Origin of the sequence: Roseicyclus persicicus (assembly GCF_012395815.1) — a bacterium.
Classification (GTDB): Bacteria; Pseudomonadota; Alphaproteobacteria; order Rhodobacterales; family Rhodobacteraceae; genus Roseicyclus; species Roseicyclus persicicus.
The window spans coordinates 787,621-804,123 of sequence record NZ_JAAZQQ010000002.1; the positions used below are offsets into that span (position 1 = coordinate 787,621).

General features: G+C 74.1%; 15 protein-coding genes. 6 read left to right on the plus strand and 9 right to left on the minus strand.

Annotation, left to right across the window (positions count from 1 at the left end; genetic code table 11):
* Positions 1 to 10: 10 nt before the first annotated feature.
* From phnE (HCU73_RS09325) to HCU73_RS09335, 3 genes are read left to right on the plus strand one after another with little or no spacing between them, the layout of a single operon-like run.
* Positions 11 to 937, plus strand: a complete 927-nt coding sequence (gene phnE / locus HCU73_RS09325; protein ID WP_168623133.1) for a phosphonate ABC transporter, permease protein PhnE — start codon at positions 11 to 13, stop codon at positions 935 to 937.
* Entirely contained in the window at positions 934 to 1,794 is an 861-nt protein-coding gene (phnE, locus tag HCU73_RS09330; RefSeq protein ID WP_168623134.1) for a phosphonate ABC transporter, permease protein PhnE, read from the plus strand. Before phnE (HCU73_RS09325) ends, phnE (HCU73_RS09330) begins: the two co-directional genes overlap by 4 nt.
* A complete protein-coding gene (locus HCU73_RS09335; protein WP_168623135.1) occupies positions 1,791 to 2,408 on the plus strand; it encodes a DapH/DapD/GlmU-related protein in 618 nt (205 codons plus the stop codon). The genes phnE (HCU73_RS09330) and HCU73_RS09335 overlap by 4 nt, the downstream gene beginning before the upstream one ends.
* 14 nt (positions 2,409 to 2,422) lie before the next feature.
* On the opposite strand, the gene HCU73_RS09340 is transcribed toward HCU73_RS09335, so the two are convergent.
* The 3 genes from HCU73_RS09340 to HCU73_RS09350 all read right to left on the minus strand — a co-directional run bounded on the left by HCU73_RS09340 (position 2,423) and on the right by HCU73_RS09350 (position 5,357).
* Positions 2,423 to 3,019, minus strand: a complete 597-nt coding sequence (locus HCU73_RS09340; RefSeq protein WP_168623136.1) for a DUF3726 domain-containing protein — start codon at positions 3,017 to 3,019, stop codon at positions 2,423 to 2,425.
* Complete coding sequence (locus HCU73_RS09345) at positions 3,016 to 4,623, minus strand: hypothetical protein (protein ID WP_168623137.1); 1,608 nt, start codon at positions 4,621 to 4,623, stop codon at positions 3,016 to 3,018. Before HCU73_RS09345 ends, HCU73_RS09340 begins: the two co-directional genes overlap by 4 nt.
* A 122-nt stretch (positions 4,624 to 4,745) precedes the next feature.
* On the minus strand, positions 4,746 to 5,357 hold the full coding sequence (locus HCU73_RS09350; RefSeq protein WP_168623138.1) for a tetratricopeptide repeat protein: 612 nt from the start codon (positions 5,355 to 5,357) through the stop codon (positions 4,746 to 4,748).
* Positions 5,358 to 5,695: 338 nt separating this feature from the next.
* On the opposite strand from HCU73_RS09350, the gene HCU73_RS09355 reads away from it, so the two are divergent.
* Together HCU73_RS09355 and HCU73_RS09360 are read left to right on the plus strand one after the other, a co-directional pair.
* Positions 5,696 to 7,417 carry a hypothetical protein gene (locus tag HCU73_RS09355; RefSeq protein WP_239025491.1) on the plus strand — a complete coding sequence of 574 codons (1,722 nt, stop codon included), beginning with the start codon at positions 5,696 to 5,698 and terminating at the stop codon, positions 7,415 to 7,417.
* A 2-nt stretch (positions 7,418 to 7,419) separates the two neighbouring features.
* Positions 7,420 to 8,448, plus strand: coding sequence for an SUMF1/EgtB/PvdO family nonheme iron enzyme (locus HCU73_RS09360; RefSeq protein ID WP_168623140.1), 1,029 nt, complete (start codon positions 7,420 to 7,422; stop codon positions 8,446 to 8,448).
* A gap of 109 nt (positions 8,449 to 8,557) precedes the next feature.
* On the opposite strand, the gene HCU73_RS09365 is transcribed toward HCU73_RS09360, so the two are convergent.
* The 5 genes from HCU73_RS09365 to HCU73_RS09385 all read right to left on the minus strand — a co-directional run bounded on the left by HCU73_RS09365 (position 8,558) and on the right by HCU73_RS09385 (position 14,146).
* Positions 8,558 to 10,000, minus strand: a complete 1,443-nt coding sequence (locus HCU73_RS09365) for a hypothetical protein (protein WP_168623141.1) — start codon at positions 9,998 to 10,000, stop codon at positions 8,558 to 8,560.
* A gap of 198 nt (positions 10,001 to 10,198) precedes the next feature.
* The gene (locus HCU73_RS09370; protein ID WP_338052051.1) at positions 10,199 to 10,945 is read right to left on the minus strand and encodes an SDR family oxidoreductase; all 747 of its coding nucleotides are present in this window, start codon (positions 10,943 to 10,945) and stop codon (positions 10,199 to 10,201) included.
* On the minus strand, positions 10,942 to 12,264 hold the full coding sequence (locus HCU73_RS09375) for an FAD-binding oxidoreductase (protein ID WP_168623142.1): 1,323 nt from the start codon (positions 12,262 to 12,264) through the stop codon (positions 10,942 to 10,944). Before HCU73_RS09375 ends, HCU73_RS09370 begins: the two co-directional genes overlap by 4 nt.
* Positions 12,261 to 12,692, minus strand: a complete 432-nt coding sequence (locus HCU73_RS09380; protein ID WP_338052052.1) for a GtrA family protein — start codon at positions 12,690 to 12,692, stop codon at positions 12,261 to 12,263. The genes HCU73_RS09375 and HCU73_RS09380 overlap by 4 nt, the downstream gene beginning before the upstream one ends.
* Entirely contained in the window at positions 12,689 to 14,146 is a 1,458-nt protein-coding gene (locus HCU73_RS09385; protein WP_168623143.1) for a UbiA family prenyltransferase, read from the minus strand. The genes HCU73_RS09380 and HCU73_RS09385 overlap by 4 nt, the downstream gene beginning before the upstream one ends.
* A gap of 180 nt (positions 14,147 to 14,326) precedes the next feature.
* Here HCU73_RS09385 and HCU73_RS09390 point away from each other — a divergent pair, with 180 nt between their 5' ends.
* Complete coding sequence (locus tag HCU73_RS09390; protein WP_168623144.1) at positions 14,327 to 15,748, plus strand: tetratricopeptide repeat protein; 1,422 nt, start codon at positions 14,327 to 14,329, stop codon at positions 15,746 to 15,748.
* 40 nt (positions 15,749 to 15,788) lie between these two features.
* Here HCU73_RS09390 and HCU73_RS09395 read toward each other — a convergent pair whose 3' ends face one another.
* Entirely contained in the window at positions 15,789 to 16,361 is a 573-nt protein-coding gene (locus HCU73_RS09395; RefSeq protein WP_168623145.1) for a peroxidase-related enzyme, read from the minus strand.
* Positions 16,362 to 16,503 lie beyond the last annotated feature (142 nt).

A 16,503-nucleotide genomic window follows, 5' to 3' on the forward strand; every position in this document is an offset into this window, starting at 1 on the left:
GCCCGGGCCGATGACCGATCTTCCCCTTGCGGGCGACGACGCGCCGCGCGACGCCGTCGCGGTGTTCGAGCGCCACCGGGCCGAGCTGCGCGCCGCGCGCCGGGTCTGGACCGTCATCGCGCTGGGCGCCTTCGGGCTGTGCCTCGGGCTGTCGGTCTGGGTCAGCCAGTTCTACCCCGACCGGCTGGCCGCCGGGCTGCCGCGCATCTTCGAGTATTTCGGCACCATCCTGCCCGACCTGCGGTGGGACCTGCTGTTCGAGGGCCGCACCGCCGAGGGGCGCGCCGTGCCGGGCTCGCTCACGTTCTGGTATGCCGACCTGTGGACCTACCTTGAGCTGATCTGGGAAACCATCCTGATGGCGATCACCGCCACGCTGCTGGGGGCGGGGGTCGCCTTCGTGCTGTCCTTCCCGGCGGCGGCGAACCTGGCGCCGAACGGCCGGGTCTACTGGGTCTCGCGCCGGTTCCTCGAGCTCTGCCGCGGCATCCCCGAGATCCTGCTGGCGCTGGTGCTGGTGTTCATGATCGGCATCGGCCCGCTGGCGGGCGTGATCGCCATCGCCATCCACACCGCCGGCGCGCTGGGCAAGCTGTTCGCCGAGGTGAACGAGAACGCCTCGCCCCGCCCGGTCGAGGGCATCGCCGCGGTCGGCGGCAGCTGGTCCCAGCAGATGGCCTACGGCGTGGTGCCCCAGGTCGCGCCCAATTTCTTCAGCTACGCGCTCCTGCGCTTCGAGATCAACGTGCGCGCCTCGTCGATCATCGGCTTCGTCGGCGCGGGCGGCATCGGGCAGGAGCTGAACCGGGTGATCTCGTTCTACTCGGATGACCGGGTGCTGGCCGTGCTGATCCTGGTGGTGCTGATGGTCACGATCATCGACCTCGTGTCCGAGCGCATCCGGCTGGCCTACATCGGGCGGGAGACCCCGGCATGAGCATCGCATCCCTGTCCGCCCTCACCGACGCCGAGGTGGCCGAACTCCGCGCCGCCCACCCCGGCGCCTTCGGCTCGGCCGGGGCGCAGCTGCGCCGCTGGGGGCCCTGGGCGCTGGCGCTGGCCTACCTGGTCTGGTCGCTGTGGTTCTTCGAGATCGGCCGCTTTCTCGACGCGTCGGGCCGGGTCTGGGTGCTCCTGACCAACTTCGTGGTCTGGGAGGACATGGCGACCTGGTCCTACGGCGCGATCTACCTCGGCATCGCGCAGACGCTGGCGATGGCGTTTCTCGGCACGCTGCTGGGCACGCTCGGGGCGCTGGTCCTGGGCTTCCTCGCGGCGCGCAACGTGACGCCGGTCTGGCTGCTGCGGCAGGCGGTGCGGCGGCTCCTCGACGTCCTGCGCGGCATCGACCAGCTGGTCTGGGGCCTCGTCTTCGTGCGCGCGGTGGGCCTCGGGCCGCTGGCCGGCGTGCTCGCCATCTTCGTGTCCGACCTCGGCACCCTGTCCAAGCTCTATGCCGAGGCGATCGAGAACATCGACCGCAAGCAGGTCGAGGGCGTGCGCGCCACCGGCGCCGGGCCGCTGTCGGTGATCCGCTTCGGCGTGGTGCCGCAGGTGCTGCCGGTGTTCATCTCGCAGTCGCTCTACTTCCTCGAAAGCAACACGCGCTCGGCCACCATCCTCGGCATCGTGGGCGCGGGCGGCATCGGCATGATCATCATCGAACGCTTCCGCGCGCAGCTTTACGACCAGGTCGCCTTCGTGGTGCTGAACGTGCTGGTCCTGATCTTCGCGATTGACTGGCTGTCCAGGCGCGTGCGTCTCTGGGCCATCGGCGAGAGGCACCACCCATGACCAAGCGACTGTCCGAGGCGCCGACCGTCCACCCGCAGGCGGAGGTCGGCCCCGGCGTCACGCTCGGCCGCTGGACCGAGGTGGGCCGCATGACCAGCCTCAGCCACTGCGAGCTGGGCGACTATTCCTACATCTGCGACTTCGGCCACGTGATCTGGACCAGCGTGGGCAAGTGGACCAACATCGCCAACATGGTGCGGCTGAACCCGGGCAACCACCCGATGGACCGCGCCACCCAGCACCACGCGGTCTACCGCGCGTCGATGTACGGCTTCGGCGCGGACGAGGACGCCTTCTTCGACTGGCGCCGGGCGCACTGGGTGACGGTCGGCCATGACGTGTGGATCGGCCACGGCGCGACCGTGACGGCGGGCGTCCGCATCGGCACCGGGGCCGTTGTCGGCGCGGGCGCGGTGGTGACGCGCGACGTGGCGCCCTACACCGTGGTCGCCGGCGCGCCGGCGCGCCCGATCCGGCGCCGCTTCACCGAGGCGCAGGAGGCCGCGCTCATGGACATCGCCTGGTGGGACTGGGACCACGACCGCTTCGGCGCCGCGATCCCGGATTTCCGCGCGCTCCCGATCGACGCCTTCATCGAGAAATACCGCCCCTGAGCGGGCGGCCGGCCTCAGGGGCCGGCCCGCGCCGCCAGCGCCTCGAGCGCGGCCCATGCGGCGGCGGAGGGGCGGGCGCGGGCCGCCGCCGGGGCCGCGGGCAGGGCCGGGCCGCCGGGATGCAGGAACAGGTCGGTCTCGTCCACCTCCACCAGCTTGACGATGCCCGCCGTGCGCGGCAGCCCCTCGGGCCCGATCCCGATGATGCCGCCCTGCCACGACAGCGTCACCGGCCCGTCCTGCAGCCCGGCCATGTCGCCCACGAAGGGCAGGATCAGCGCCGGCACCAGCACCTGCCGCAGCGCGATGCCCTCGGCGGGCAGCATCCGCGCCATGTCGGACAGGCTGGCGCCGGTGCGGATCGGGCAGAGCGGGCCGTCCGCGGCCTGCCAGGCCCCGCGGTCGAGCCGCGCCGGCGCCAGCGTCTGGTGCGGCCGCGGCGCGGTCTCGGCCAGGAGCCGCGCCAGCAGCGCGCAGCCGTCGACCTCGGCAAGCGCCAGCCCGCGCACCGCGCGCCCGGCTTCGTCGGCCAGCCCCCAGGGCAGGCCCGCCCCGCGCGCCGCCCGCCGCGCCAGCGCCTCGACCTCGCTCAGGGCGCGATCCCCGGTCATGGCCGGGTATCGGACAGGGGCCAGAGATCGGCGGTGCCGGTCGCCAGCGTCTCGGGGTAGGGCGCGCCCGCGAACAGCCGGCCGCGCACCGCGCCGCCGGGCTGGGGCACGACGTCCGTCGCGCCCAGAAAGGCCAGGATCGCCCGCACCAGCGCGTGCAGGGCGGCCTCCCCGGCCTCGGCACCGAGGTCGTCGCGGATCTCGGAATAGGGCGCGAAGCCCGCGATCTGTGCCCGCCGGATCGCCCGCCGGTGCTCGGGGTGGCGCAGCAGGAAGGCCGCGACCGGCGCCTCGCCCGGCCAGCCCGCCATCGCCCGGCGCGCCAGTCCCGCGTCGCGCGCGACGGCCGCCGGGGTCTCGGCCCGGCCGTCCGCCGCCGCCTCGGCCTCGGGGCTGCGCGCCGGCGCGGGGCCGAACACGCCCTCGATCAGCTCCCGCATCCGCGCCACGGGCACCGCCCCGTCGATGCGGAACCCGCTGTCCAGCGCGTCCGACATGCAGTGGCCCAGCCCGTCGACCAGCGCGCCGTAAGGCTCCAGCATCAGCGACGCCAGCGCCTCCTGCCCCTCGGCCGACAGCGCGGTGTCGGCCCAGGACAGGAGCCGCACCCAGGGCCGCGGGCCGCGCGGCCCGGCCGCCATCCGGTCGCCCAGCCGGGGCAGATCGGCCGCAAGCGCCGCCCCCGCGCCCGCGCCGAGGCGGGCCGCCAGCCCCGCCACCCGCTGCCATTGCGCGTCGGTCACGGCGGGCAGGGCCGAGACCCGGGCGATCGCCTCCTCGCGCGCCATGACCCAGTTGTTGCACAGGCAGGGGTGGGCGACGAGGAACGGCGCCATGTCGGCCCCGATGGTGGTGCCGATGCCGAGCCGCCCGGCGGCCCCGGGGTCGAGCCGCGCCGCCCCGTCCCCGCCGCGGGCGCGGGCCAGGTGATCGGCCAGGTCGCGCGCGAACACCCGCGCCAGGTACAGCGTCAGAAGCTCGGCCTGGAACGGCGCGTGCAGCTCGGGCCGGTGCGCGAGCACGCCGTGGTCGGCGGTGCCGCAGCGCCCCGCCGCATGGACCGCCGTCGCCCGCAACAGCACGCCGCCCGCGTCCGCGTGCCACGCGGCGTCGGGCTGCTGCCCGGCGGCGAGGGTGTCGATCAACCGCTCCCAGACCGGCGCTGCCCCGGCGAGCTGCACGAGGCAGAGCTCGCGCGCCGTCAGCCGGGGCGCGGGGCTCCCGCGCAGGGCGTCGGCAAGCCGCGCGATGTCGGCGGGGCCGGGCAGGCCGTCGACCAGGATGGCCCCGGCGGCCGGCCCCGGCCCGGACCCGGCGGTGGTGACGGCCACGACCGCGTAGCGCCGTGCGCCGGTGTCGATGCTGTAGACGGCATGGCCGGCCCCCGCGGCGTCCAGCGCCCAGTCGGCGCAGGCGATGCGCCAGCCCCTGCGCGCCATCCGCCGCGTCAGCTGCCGCGCAAAGCCCAGGCGGCACGGCAGCTGCGCGCCGAGGCGCGACAGCCGCATCACCTGCTCGGGCGGGCGCGCGTGGCCGGCAAGGCCCAGTCCCGTCGGCCCGGTCATCGCGCAGGCCCCCTCGGCGCGCAGAGGATCGACCGGCACCGGGCCGGGCCGGTCCTTGTCGCGTGGGGTCGCCTGTCGGTGCGCATCGGCTGTCCCGTCCTTCCCCGGCACCATGGGCACGGGCCGGGGCGAAGGTCAAACCAAACCCGCGCGCGTGCGCCTCAGCCGATCCGGCTGTCCGGCAGGCCGTCGTCTGCCGTGGCCCCGGTGTCCTCCGTGGCCCCGGCGTCGTCCGGGGGCGGGGCGGGGTTCACCGGCGGCTGGCCGACATGGGTCAGCACGGCCCGCGCGTCGGCGGCGGTGCCGGCCGCCACCATGACCTCGGCCAGGAGCGCGCGCAGCGCCGGCAGGTCCGGCGCCGCCTCGATCGCGGTCACGAGGATCGCCTTGGCGGCCAGGAGGTCGCCCGCGGCCATCGCGATCCGTGCCTTGAGCTGGGCCGCCTGCGCCGGGGCGGCCGTGCCGTCCGCCTCGGCCCCGGCCAGCAGCGTCCGCGCCGTCTGGCCCTGCCCGAGATCGAGCGCCGTCTCGACCAGAAGGTCGAGCGCCCGGCCCTGCGGCGTCAGCGCGGCCAGCCGCCCGGCGGCGTCCCGCGCCGCGTCGAGCGCGCCGCGCGACAGTTCCGCCCTGAGCAGGAGCCGCAGCAGCTCGGGCGCATCCGGCGCCTGGGCCAGCCCCGCCGCCGCCCGTTCGGCCGCCCGGTCATGCGCGCCCGCGGCCTGCCAGCCGGCCGCCTCGGCCAGATGCTCCTCGATCGCCGTGTGTCGCGCCATGCCCAGCCCCCCGGTTCCCGCCTGTCCTGTCGGGGCAGCCTGCCCGGGTCAGCCGCGCCTGTCGCCGGATCGGTCGTCCGATTCCCGCCCGCGTGCCCGCCTGGCCCCCCGCTCCGAAGCCTTGCCGAGGTCGGTTAACACTTGGTTAACGGTTTGAGAATCCGCTTCTCGTCGTCCGGGCGGCGATCGGCGCCGCGCCGCCGGTGCCGGGCCCTGCGCCGCCGGGGGTAAGGTTTTCCTTGCCGCCGTTGCGTCATGGGCCGAGTTGCTGCAACACTCAGGGTGTCGCGCGGTCTGCCCCGATCGCCCCTGCGTTGTCCGCTGCCATGGAGTCTGCCTTGCCCCGGCCCCTGCCTGTCCTGTTTTCCCTGTCCGTCCTGTCCGTCGCGCTCGCCGGCATGTCGCCCGCGACGGTCACGGCCGAGGGGATCGGGCTGCCCGACGCGGCGCAGCTCGAGGCGCAGATGGCCGAGATGGAGCGCCCCGTGCCGGGCTCGATCTGGGCGCTGAACCCCTATCGCAACGCCCAGACGGCCACTGCCGCCGACGGCACCACCTACACGCTGACCTCGCTGAACCCGCATGTGAACGCGTGGTTCGTGCTCGAGGTCGCCCCGGCCTCGGGCCGCTCGGCCAGCTACCACCTCGAAAGCGGCGATCCCGCCGCCATCGCCCTGTCGCTGGCCGCCGGCGACGCGCCGGCGCTGGTGATCGACCGCGACGGCGACGAGATGCAGTGCCGCCCCTGGGAGGACGGCGAGCTGGAGGAGGCCCGCGCCAGCGACCTGCCCTTCGCCCCGGTCTGCGACTGGTCGCTGTTCGTCCGCAACCCGGTGCGCGGCAACCGCACCACCCGCGAGGCGGTGTCGCAGTTCCTGCGCGACAACGTGCTGTTCGGCGATTCCATCGTGAACCTGATCAAGGGCGCCTTCTACGAGGACGCCTTCATGGTCTCCTCCGAGGGCTTCGAGGCCGAGGAGGAGGTGGACGGCGTCGCGCTTCTGGGCAGCGCGCTCCTGTCCTCCACGCCGCAGATGCGCCCCTCGATGGGTTTCGACCTCGAGGGCACCGACGGCGGCGCGATGACGGCGGGCAACTGGTACGCGGTCGAGGATGCGCCCGGCGTCTACGCCAGCGTCATGCAGCCCGGCATGATCGCCCGCGAGGTCTTCGACGTGCGCGGCGCCAACGGGCTCGACGGGGTCGAGAACCGGGCCGACGTCTACCTCGTCGCCTTCGACCTGACCCAGTTCGAGCTGGGCTACGAGGTCGGCACCGACCACCCGAGCCTCGGCTGGTCCTCGCGGCCCTCGGGCGGCGGGCGCCACTACCAGGGGCCGGGGCCCGACGGCTTCGACCGGCCCGACCCGCTGGTGTTCAACGGGATGCTGTCGCCGAACCTCTACGAGCGCGTGGCGGCCACCTTCACCGGCGGCTTCAAGCGCGACCACGGCGCCTGGCGCTTCGGCGACTACGCGACCTTCAACTGGGGCCACCACTACGGCTTCCTGACCCACGGGGTGCTGTTCTCGCGGCTCTGGCCGAACCTCGCCACGCTCTACGTGCTCGACGACGGCACGGTGGGGATGCGCACCTGGACCGAGGACGACGCCGACATGCTCGACCGGATGGTCTTTGCCCGCCAGAACGGCGTGCCGCTGATCGAGAACGGGGTGCCGGGCGACCGCGTGACCAGCTGGGGCGGCGGCAACTGGTCGGGCTCGGCCGAGGCGGACCTGCGGACGCTGCGCGCGGGCGCCTGCCTGCGCACGGTCGGGGACCGGCCCTTCCTGATCTACGCCTATTTCTCGACCGCGACGCCCTCGGGCATGGCGCGCACCTTCCAGGCCTACCAGTGCGACTACGCGATGCTCCTGGACATGAACAGCCAGGAGCTGACCTACCTCGCCGTCTACACCCGCGACGACGGAGATCTGGAGACGCACCACCTGGTCTCGGGCATGGCCGAGAGCGACCCGCGCGACAACGGCGGGCGCATCCCGCGCTTCGTCGAGGCGCCGGATAATCGCGATTTCTTCTACCTGGTCCGGAGGGAGTGAGGATGAAGGTCCGACCGATGCTGAAAACGGCGCTGGCCGCGCTGGCGGGCGTGGTGATGGCGGGGGCGGCGGGCGCGCAGAGCCTGGCCGAGCGCAACGAGGCGATGTTCCGCCAGATGCAGGAGGTGCGCGGCGTCACCAACGCCGAGATCGCCCGCATCCGCGAGATCTTCGCCAATTCGCCGAACGGCTGGATGGGGCAGGGCAACCCGGCGGTCACGCGCCACCCGCTGACCCCCGAGGAGGCCGCGGCGCGGCTGGGCGGGTCGGTGGCGCAGGTGCAGCAGAGCTACCGCAACCGCGAATACGAGCGCATCTGCGGCGAGCCCTTCATGGTGCCGCTCTACGACCCCGAGACGCAGACCCCGCGCGACGCCACGGTCTGCGCGGACATGTTCGAGTACCCCAACATCCCGATGGCCTACCCGGTGGTCTGGGTCCGCGCCATGGAGGCCGCCCAGCTCTGCGCCGCCGAGGGCAAGCGCATCGGCGACGCCCACGAGTGGGAGGGGGCGGCGGCGGGCCAGCTCCTGCCGCCCGACTACCCCTTCGACCGCATCCGCGGGATGAGCGGCTCGGCGGCGGTGAACACCATGCGCGGCCTGCACAACGCGCGCTACGCCAGCACCTCGAACCTCTACTCGATCGGCCAGTGGCGCTCGGGCGTCTGCGCGACGGGCAGCTTCAAGAACGCGTCGTGCAACGGCGGGTCCTTCACCGGCTGCGGGTCGAACACCTACCCGGCGGGGTCCTTCCCCGACTGCCGCTCGCCGCTCGGGGTCTACGACATCGACGGCAACGCGGCCGAGCACATGAACCTGCCCCTCAGCGAGGACCAGATGGCCAGCCGCGGCTCGACCAGCCTGGGCGTGACCGAGATGAAGGGGTCGTGGTTCATCTGGGACACGGTGCGCGCGCACGAGCACTGGGCGCGCTGGCGGGCGCCGTTCTGGCACGGCAGCCGGGTGATGTCGGAGGGCAGCCACCGGAACTACCACCTGGGCTTCCGCTGCTTCCGCGACGTGCGCTGACCCGGGGCGCGGCAAATCCCTTGCAAGGGATTTGCCAGAGCCTTGCAAGGCTCTGCCAGCCTCTTGCAAGAGGCTGGCCACGGTCTTGCAAGACCGTGGCGCCGCGCCGTCAGCGCAGGGAGGCCAGCCGCACCGTCGGGCCGTTGAGCGGCCCGTCGCTGTTGAGAAGCCCGGCATACTGCCCGTCGGTCAGCAGGCCCCGCAGGTCCACCGCGCGCCCGTCGACATAGGCCGTGCGCGCCACCAGCCGGATGCCGTGGCTGTAGTCGGCGTAGTATTCGCCGTGCACGGTCGACAGGGGCTGGATCGGGCTGCCGTTGGTGCGGTGCCAGCCGTAGATCGCCACGCGCCCCGGCGCGTTCGCCAGCCGGTTGGCGATGACCACGTCCTTCTTGTGGCCGGCTACCAGCAGGCCGGGCCGGGCGCCGGCGCGGGCGAACTGGGCGTCCACCGTCGCGTCGTGGCGCAGGAAGTAGTCGGTCGAGGACATCGCCGAGGTCGGCGGCATCGGCGAGGGCGCGACGCGCACGTCGGCCTGCGCGTAGATCGCGTCGACCATGCGCGTCGTCGGCAGCATCATGTCGAAGGCATCGGCCACGCGGAGCGCGGCGGGCAGGCCCAGCGGCACCCGCACGTGGTCGGCGTCCGAGCCGATGGCCAGGTAGTCGGGCGTCACGCAGAGCGTGATCTCGGTCTGGCGCCCGCCGACCAGCCCGGTGAAGCGCACCGGCTGCAGGTCGCGCAGGAAATCGGGGATGTTGCCGCGCAGCGCCTCGGCCACCAGCGCGTCGTCGCGGCCCGAGCCCGAGCCGTTGCCGACGGCGGCCATCACGGCCGCGCCGCCGCGGGCGTTGCCGGGCCGGCGCGGGATCTCCCGCGACAGGCGCGACGAGCAGGGGTTGGCGCCGGCGCGCGGCGGTACCGGGTCAGACAGGCGGGGGGAGACGCGGGGTTCGGCCGCGTCGGGGCTGGCGGCGGCGAGCACGATCCCGGCCTCCTCGGGGGCGGGGGCGCGGGTGGACAGGGTCACCGGGCGCTGCGCCGGGCGCGCGGCGGCGGCGTCGGCCACCGCGACGGGCGCCGGGGCCGGGGCTGCGCCCAGCCCCGCGGGCCGGGCGGTCGGGCCGGGCAGGCCGAGGGCGCGGGCCGGCGTCAGGCTGCGGGCGAGGGTCACAAGGCCGCTGCCGGCCTCGGGGCGCGGGGACGGCAGCACCGCCGGGCGGCCCGCGATCACGCGGACCGGCGCGGCCAGCCGCGGCGGGTCCTGCACCGTCGCCTCGGCCAGCGCGTCGGGGGCGCGGCGGGCGAGGCCCGGATCGGCGAAGCCCAGCGTCGCGGTCGCCCCGTCGGGCGCCACCGGCAGGGCCGGGCGCATCGCCGCCGCGGGGCGCGGCATCGGCCGGACGGGGGCATCGACGGCGGCCAGCTCGGCCCCCGCCTCCGGCCGCAGCAGGTGCGGCCAGGCTGCCGTCACCACGGCGTATCCCGATATGGCCGCCACGCAGGTCGACAGCACCAGAGCCGCGATCACGGCATTCGGCGTTTCGATCATGCGGGAGATACGGCCCGAACTGCGCGCCTGAGGCTGCGCCAACACTGTCCCATTCATGGGAACCTTGGGTACGCGGAACCGGTAAAGATCACAATAATCCGCAAAGCCATTCACCCGGTGCCCCCCGGATTCCGGCGGAAATCCGCCAGAACGGCGGGGTCCTGCGCGGAAACCGGCCCGCCCGGGCGGGGCACGGGCTCAGATCGAGGTCTTCTTGAACACCCGCTCGGGCAGGGCCCGGATGATGGCCATGATCAGCCGCCAGACCGGCCGCACGTAGATCACGTCGCGCCCCTTTTCGACGGCGGCCAGCACCGCCGCGCCCACCTCCTCGGGCTGGGCGACCAGCCGCGCGGGCAGGTCCATGCCCTCGGTCATCCTGGTCGCCACGAAGCCCGGCAGCACCGTCACCACATGCACGCCCTTCTTGGCCAGCCGGTTCCTCAGCCCCGACAGGTAGGCCGTGAACCCCGCCTTGGCGCTGCCGTAGACGTAGTTCGACGCGCGCCCGCGCTCGCCCGCGACCGAGCTGATCCCGACCAGCGTGCCCGACCCGCGGGCCTCCATCGCGTTGGCCAGAACACCCATGAGGCTCGCCGGCCCCTCGAAATTCGCGCGCAGGATGGTGGCGGCCCTGGTCATGTCGGCGGCGTTTTCCGCCTGCTCGCCCATCAGCCCGATGGCCGAGACCGCGACGCGGGGCAGGGCGGGCAGACCCGCCACGAATCCCGCGTGGCTGTCGACGTCCAGCGCGTCCACCGCGTGCAGCGTGACACCCACGCCGTAGCGCGTCACGAGATCCGCCCGGTCGGCCTCGAGCCGCTCAGGCTCGCGCGCCGCCAGCTGGATGTCGCAGCCCCGCGCCGCGAAGTCCCGCGCGATGGCGCGCGCCATGTCCGACGTGGCCCCGAGGATCAGGACCGGCCCCTGCACCCGCCCGCTCACAGGCCCAGCCTTTCCGACTGCAGCGACACGAAGCGCCCCGCCGCGCCCGTCGCCGCCCGCATCGCGCGGAAGGCCGCCACGCGGTCGTCGGCGGCCTCCAGCACCGCGCGCGGCATCCGCGCGTCCTTGGCGAGGTAGAAGCGCCCGCCGTGCTCCAGCGTGATCCGGTCCAGTGTCTGCATCAGGTCTAGGCTCCCGTCATGGGCTGGGAAATCGAGCGCGAGCGTGTAGCCCGCGCGGGGAAAAGCGAAGCGGCTGTCCTGCGGCCCGAAGCGCTTCAGCACCGACAGGAACGAGCCCTGGCCCGAGGCGGCGATCACCTCGACCAGCCGGTGCAGCCCGCGCCGCGCGCTGTCCTCGGGCAGCACGCACTGGAACTGCACGAAGCCGCGCCGGCCGTAGATCCGGTTCCAGTCGCCGATGGCGTCGAGCGGGTAGAAATAGCTGTCCCAGGGCACCAGCGCCGGGCCCGGCTTGCGCGCGCCGAGGCGATAGTAGGCCGCGTTGAAGGCGCCCACGGTCCAGCGGTTCAGCGCCAGACCCGGCAGGTCCAGCGGCACGGTCAGCCGGCGCTTGCGCGGCACCCCGAACGGATCGCGCCGCCGCGCCGCCGGCAGGTCGCCGACACCCGCGTGCCGGCCGAGCATGACAAGGCTGCGGCCCAGATGCGGCCCCTCGGTCACGCAGTCGATCCAGGCCACCGAATAGGGCGCGTCCATCGCGCCCTCGAAGACGTCGATGGCCTCGTCGAGGCCCGCGGTCGCCCGCGTCTCCTGGCAGATCCAGCCCGTCTCGACCCGCCTCAGACGGATTGCGGCCCGCAGGATCACGCCGGTCAGGCCCATGCCGCCCACGGTCCAGGAAAACAGATCGCTCCCCGCCTCGGCGCGGGTGACGCGGCCGTCCGGCCCCATCACCTCGACCCAGTCGACGAAGGCGCCGAAGCCCCCGTCGACATGGTGGTTCTTGCCGTGCACATCCGCCGCGATGGCGCCGCCCAGCGTGACATAGCGCGTGCCCGGCGTGACCGACGGGAACCAGCCCCGCGGCAACAGGCAGGCGATGATCTCGGACAGGAGCACCCCGGCCTCGGCCACAAGCACGCCGGTCGCGGGGTCGAAGGCCAGCATCCGGTCCATCCCCCGCATGTCGAGCGTGACGCCGGGGCTCACCGCGCTGTCGCCATAGGCGCGCCCGTTCCCGCGCGCGATCACCGGCCCGCCCGCCGCCAGCGCCACCGCCACGTCGGCCTCCGACCGCATCCGCGCCACCCGCGCCTCGACCGGCCGGAACCGGCCCCATCCCGCCAGCCGCGTCATGCCGCGCCGCCCTCGCGGAAGACGAAGCGCCGGTCGAGCAGGTATTTCGTGACATAACCGATGGTCAGCCCGATCACCGCCCCGGCCTCGCGCGCCGCGTCGGTGCGCCAGGTCAGCCAGAAGGCGGTTTCCGTCACCCAGAAGATCGCCGTCGTCGCCACCCCCATCAGCGTGTAGAGCGCGAACTGCCGCCCCTGCGCGGCCACGCCCGCGGTGCGGTCGTAGAAGATCCAGCGCTTGTCGAGCAGGTATTTCACCACCAGCCCCACCAGCGTGCCCGTCACCATCGCCACGGCGAAGACCGCCGCCGCCTCGCGGTCGCCCAGCGCCAGCACCGCCCGTTGCGCGCCCAGGTTGGCCAGCGTCGCCACCACGGCGAACCCCGCGTAGCGCAGCGCCAGCACGGGCCCCCGCGGCGGGCCGCTCACAGCACCACCGCCAGCACGACGAAAACCGCGATCAGCACCAGCACCTTGCGGCTGGTCGGCGTCTCCAGCGCCCAGACCATCGGGTCGTCCTGCATCTCGCCGCGCGCGGCCAGCATCACCATCCGGCTGATCCAGAAGATCAGGAGCGGGCACACCCCCCACAGCATCCAGGGCGCGCCGAATTTCTCCTGCACGCCCGGCTCGTCGATGTAGAGCGCCAGCACCAGCACCGCGAGGTAGCCCGAGGCGACCGCCATCTGGCTCAACACCCCCCGGTCCTCGACCCGGTAGCCGCGCCGCGACACGTCGCGGCCCGCGGCCTGCAGGTCGGTCAGTTCCGCCAGCCGCTTCACGGCCGCCAGCGCGAAGAACAGGAACATCGAGACGGCCAACAGCCACACCGACAGTTCCAGCCCGATCGCCACGCCGCCCGCGATGATGCGCAGGGTGAACAGCGTGGCCAACATGCAGATGTCGACCATCGTGTGCCGCTTCAGGCTGACCGAATAGGCCATCGTCGCCACGAAATAGAGCGCCACCACGGCGAACAGCAGCGGCCCCACCGCCAGCGCCACGGCCAGCCCCGCCGCCAGCAGCACGGGGAACAGCCAGGTTCCCGTCGCCGCCGACAGGGATCCTTGCGCGAACGGGCGCAGGCGCTTGCGCGGGTGGCTGCGGTCGTCGGTCAGGTCGAGCAGGTCGTTCAGCACGTAGCCCGAGGACGCCGTCAGGCTCAGCGCGACGAAGGCCCCGACCGCCGCGAGCAGCGCCGCGGGGTCGACGTGCAGGTTCGCCAGCATCGGCACGAAGACCAGCAGGTTCTTCAGCCACTGCTGCGGCCGCAGCGCCCGGCGGATCGCGGGGCCGGCGGGCGCCAGCGGCGGCAGGTGCTCCGCCCGCGCGCCCGCGCGCCGGTCGAGCGCCGCCCGCACCCGCGGCGCGGCGCCGACGCTCACCGCGCCCTCCGCGACGTCCCAGACGGCCAGGTCCGCCGCGCTGTCGCCGATGTAGTCGAAGCCCCGCGCGCCGTAGGTCCGCGTCAGGAAATCGGCCTTGGCCGCGCCCTTGAGGTTCACCCCCTCCGCCGTCCCGTGCACCTCGTCGAACAGGCCGAGGTGGTCGGCGATGGCCCGCGCGATGCGCGCCTCGGTCGCCGTCACCAGCGCCGTGCGCCCGCCGGCGGCCCGCCACGCCTCGACCCGCGCGATCACGCGGGGGTCGTAGGGCAGGGTGGCCACCGGGATGTCGCAGCGCGCCGCGAGCCAGTCCTTCAGCGCCGCCCGCCCGCCCCGCAGCGCCGCCACGCTGCCTGCCAGCACGCGGGGGTTGCGCGACAGCGCGTTCCAGAAACATTCGTGCAGCATGTCCGAGCGCAGGAGCGTGCCGTCGAGGTCGACGACCAGCACCCGGCCCCCCGCCGCCGGCCCGGGCGCCACCGGGCTTGCCCCGGTCATCGGATCCTGCGACGCATTCAGGGCGGGCTCCCTTCGGTTTTTCCCTGCGTTTTCAATCGCGCCAGACCCTGCACCAGCGCGCAGGCCAAAGCCAGCGCTTTCTGCCGTGCACCGCCCTCGACAGCCGGCCTCCCGCGCGGCTATCCTGCCGCTATCCGTTTGCAGCCCAAGGATTTTGCCGTGCCGCCCCTCGCCCTGCCGCTGCCCCGCCTGCGCCCCCTCGGCCTTGCCGCCGGCCTTGTCCTCGCGCCACTCGCCCCCCTGCAGGCGCAGGTCGCCGCCGAGACGCCCGCCCCCGCGGCCGAGCCCGCCGTGACCCCCGAGGCCGCCGCCGCCGCGGCCGCGGCCGCCGCTGCGGCCCAGGCCACCGCGCTGGCCGAGGCCGAGGCCGCCGAGCAGGCCCGCCGCGCCGCCATCGCCGCCGAGATCGCCCGCCTCGCCGCCGAGCGCGAGGCCGCCCGTCTGGCCGCCGAGGCCGCCGCCGCCGCCGCCTCGGGCGCCGCCGCCCAGGCCGCCGCCGCGGCCGAAGCCGAGGCCGCCGAAGCCGCCCGCCGCGATGCCATCGCCGCCGAACTCGCCCGGCTGGCGGAGGAGCGCGCCGCCCGCGCCCGCGCCGAGGCCGCCGTCGCCGCCTGCATGGACGCCGCCGGCCCCGCCTCGGCCGGGGTGCCGGTCAGCGAGGCCGCCCAGCGCGCCGTCTTCGACCGGCTCCGCACCGCGCTGGCCGCCTGCGAGGAGGCGGCCGAACTGGCCCCCGAGGCCGGCGGGCCGCTCTTCCACCTCGCCACCGTGGCCCAGGCCCGCGGCCAGCACCGCGAGGCCGTCGCCCTCTACGAGCGTGCCGCCGCCGCCGGCATCGGCGCCGCCCACACCCGCCTCGGCGACTACTACAACTTCGGCATCGGCCCGATCCGCCCCGACCTCGACCGCGCCATCGCCGCCTACCGCGCCGCGACCGATCTGGACGACCCCGCCGGCACCGCGACGCTCGCCTTCATGTACCGCCTCGGCCGCGGCGTGTCGCGCGACCCGGCCGAGATGATCCGCCTGTTCCGCGCCGCCGCCGACCAGGGCTACCACTTCGCGCAGGTCAACCTCGCCCAGACCTACCTGACCGGCGAGGGCGTGCCGGGGGGCAGCGACGCGGCCCTCGGCATCCCCGACCCGCGCGCCGCCGTGCCGCTCCTGGCCGCCGCCGCCCGCGCGGGCAACATGGACGCGGCGCTCGCGCTCGCCCGGCTCTACGCCGATGGCGCCGAGGGCGTGCCGCCCAACGCCCCCTCGCGCCTGCGCTGGACCCGCGTCGCCGCCGAGGCCGGCCACCCGCCCGCCATCGCGGCGCTGGCCTACCTGCGCGAACAGGGCCTCGGCGCCCCCGCCGACCCGGTCGCCGCCGCGCAGGGCTATGTCGCCGCGCTGGAAACCGGCGAGGTCGATGTCGACGACCTCCGCGCCGCGGGCGGCCCGCGTCCCCCCGGCTGGGACCGCCAGACGGCGATCGAGTTCCAGCTGATCCTGCAGGCCCGCGGTCTTTACCAGGGCGCCATCGACGGCATCGTCGGCCCCGGCACGCTGGGCGGTGCGCGGGAGCTCGGGGATTAAGGTTTCACATGAGGATCGCTGCGGAACCCGCTGAAATCCCTCAGCGATCCATCCCGTGATACTCGGGGTTCGGCATCATGTCCGACGCGATGGCAAAGCGGTTCGACATGTTGAAGAACCCGATCACGTCGGCGAGGTCGAAGATCTCCCCCTCGCTCAGCCCCGCCTCCCGCAGCGCCTGCCGGTCCGGCTCGTCCACCTCCCAGGGCGCGGTGGTCAGCTTCCAGGCGAAATCCAGCATCGCCCGCTGCCGCGCCTCCAGCGGCGCCACCCGGTAGTTCATCACCAGCATCTCGCCCAGTTGCGGTTCGCCCGAGAGCTTCCGCACCGCCTGCCCATGCGCCACGAGGCAGTAGAAACAGCGGTTCGCCGACGACACCACCACCGCCACCATCTCGCGCTCCAGCTTGGACAGGCCCGAGGGCGCCAGCATCAACGTGTTGTAGTATTGCGCAAAGGCCCGGAGCTTGTCCTGGTTGCGTGAAAACGTGCGCAACACGTTCGGCACCATCCCCAGCTTTTCCTCGCAGATCTCGAAATACCGCCGCATGTCCTCGTCGAGGTCTGCGGGATCGGGCAGGTCGTAGAATGAGACGTGATCGGGTTGCGGCATGGCGGCTCCTCCTCCTCGGACGCCGCCAGACTGGTCCGGCCGGCATCGGGCCGCAACCCCTCCCATCTTTGCTTCCGAAATACTCTCGGGGGAGCGCGAGGGGGCAGACAGCCCCCTCGCACGGGTCGCCTGCGCAAGCAGG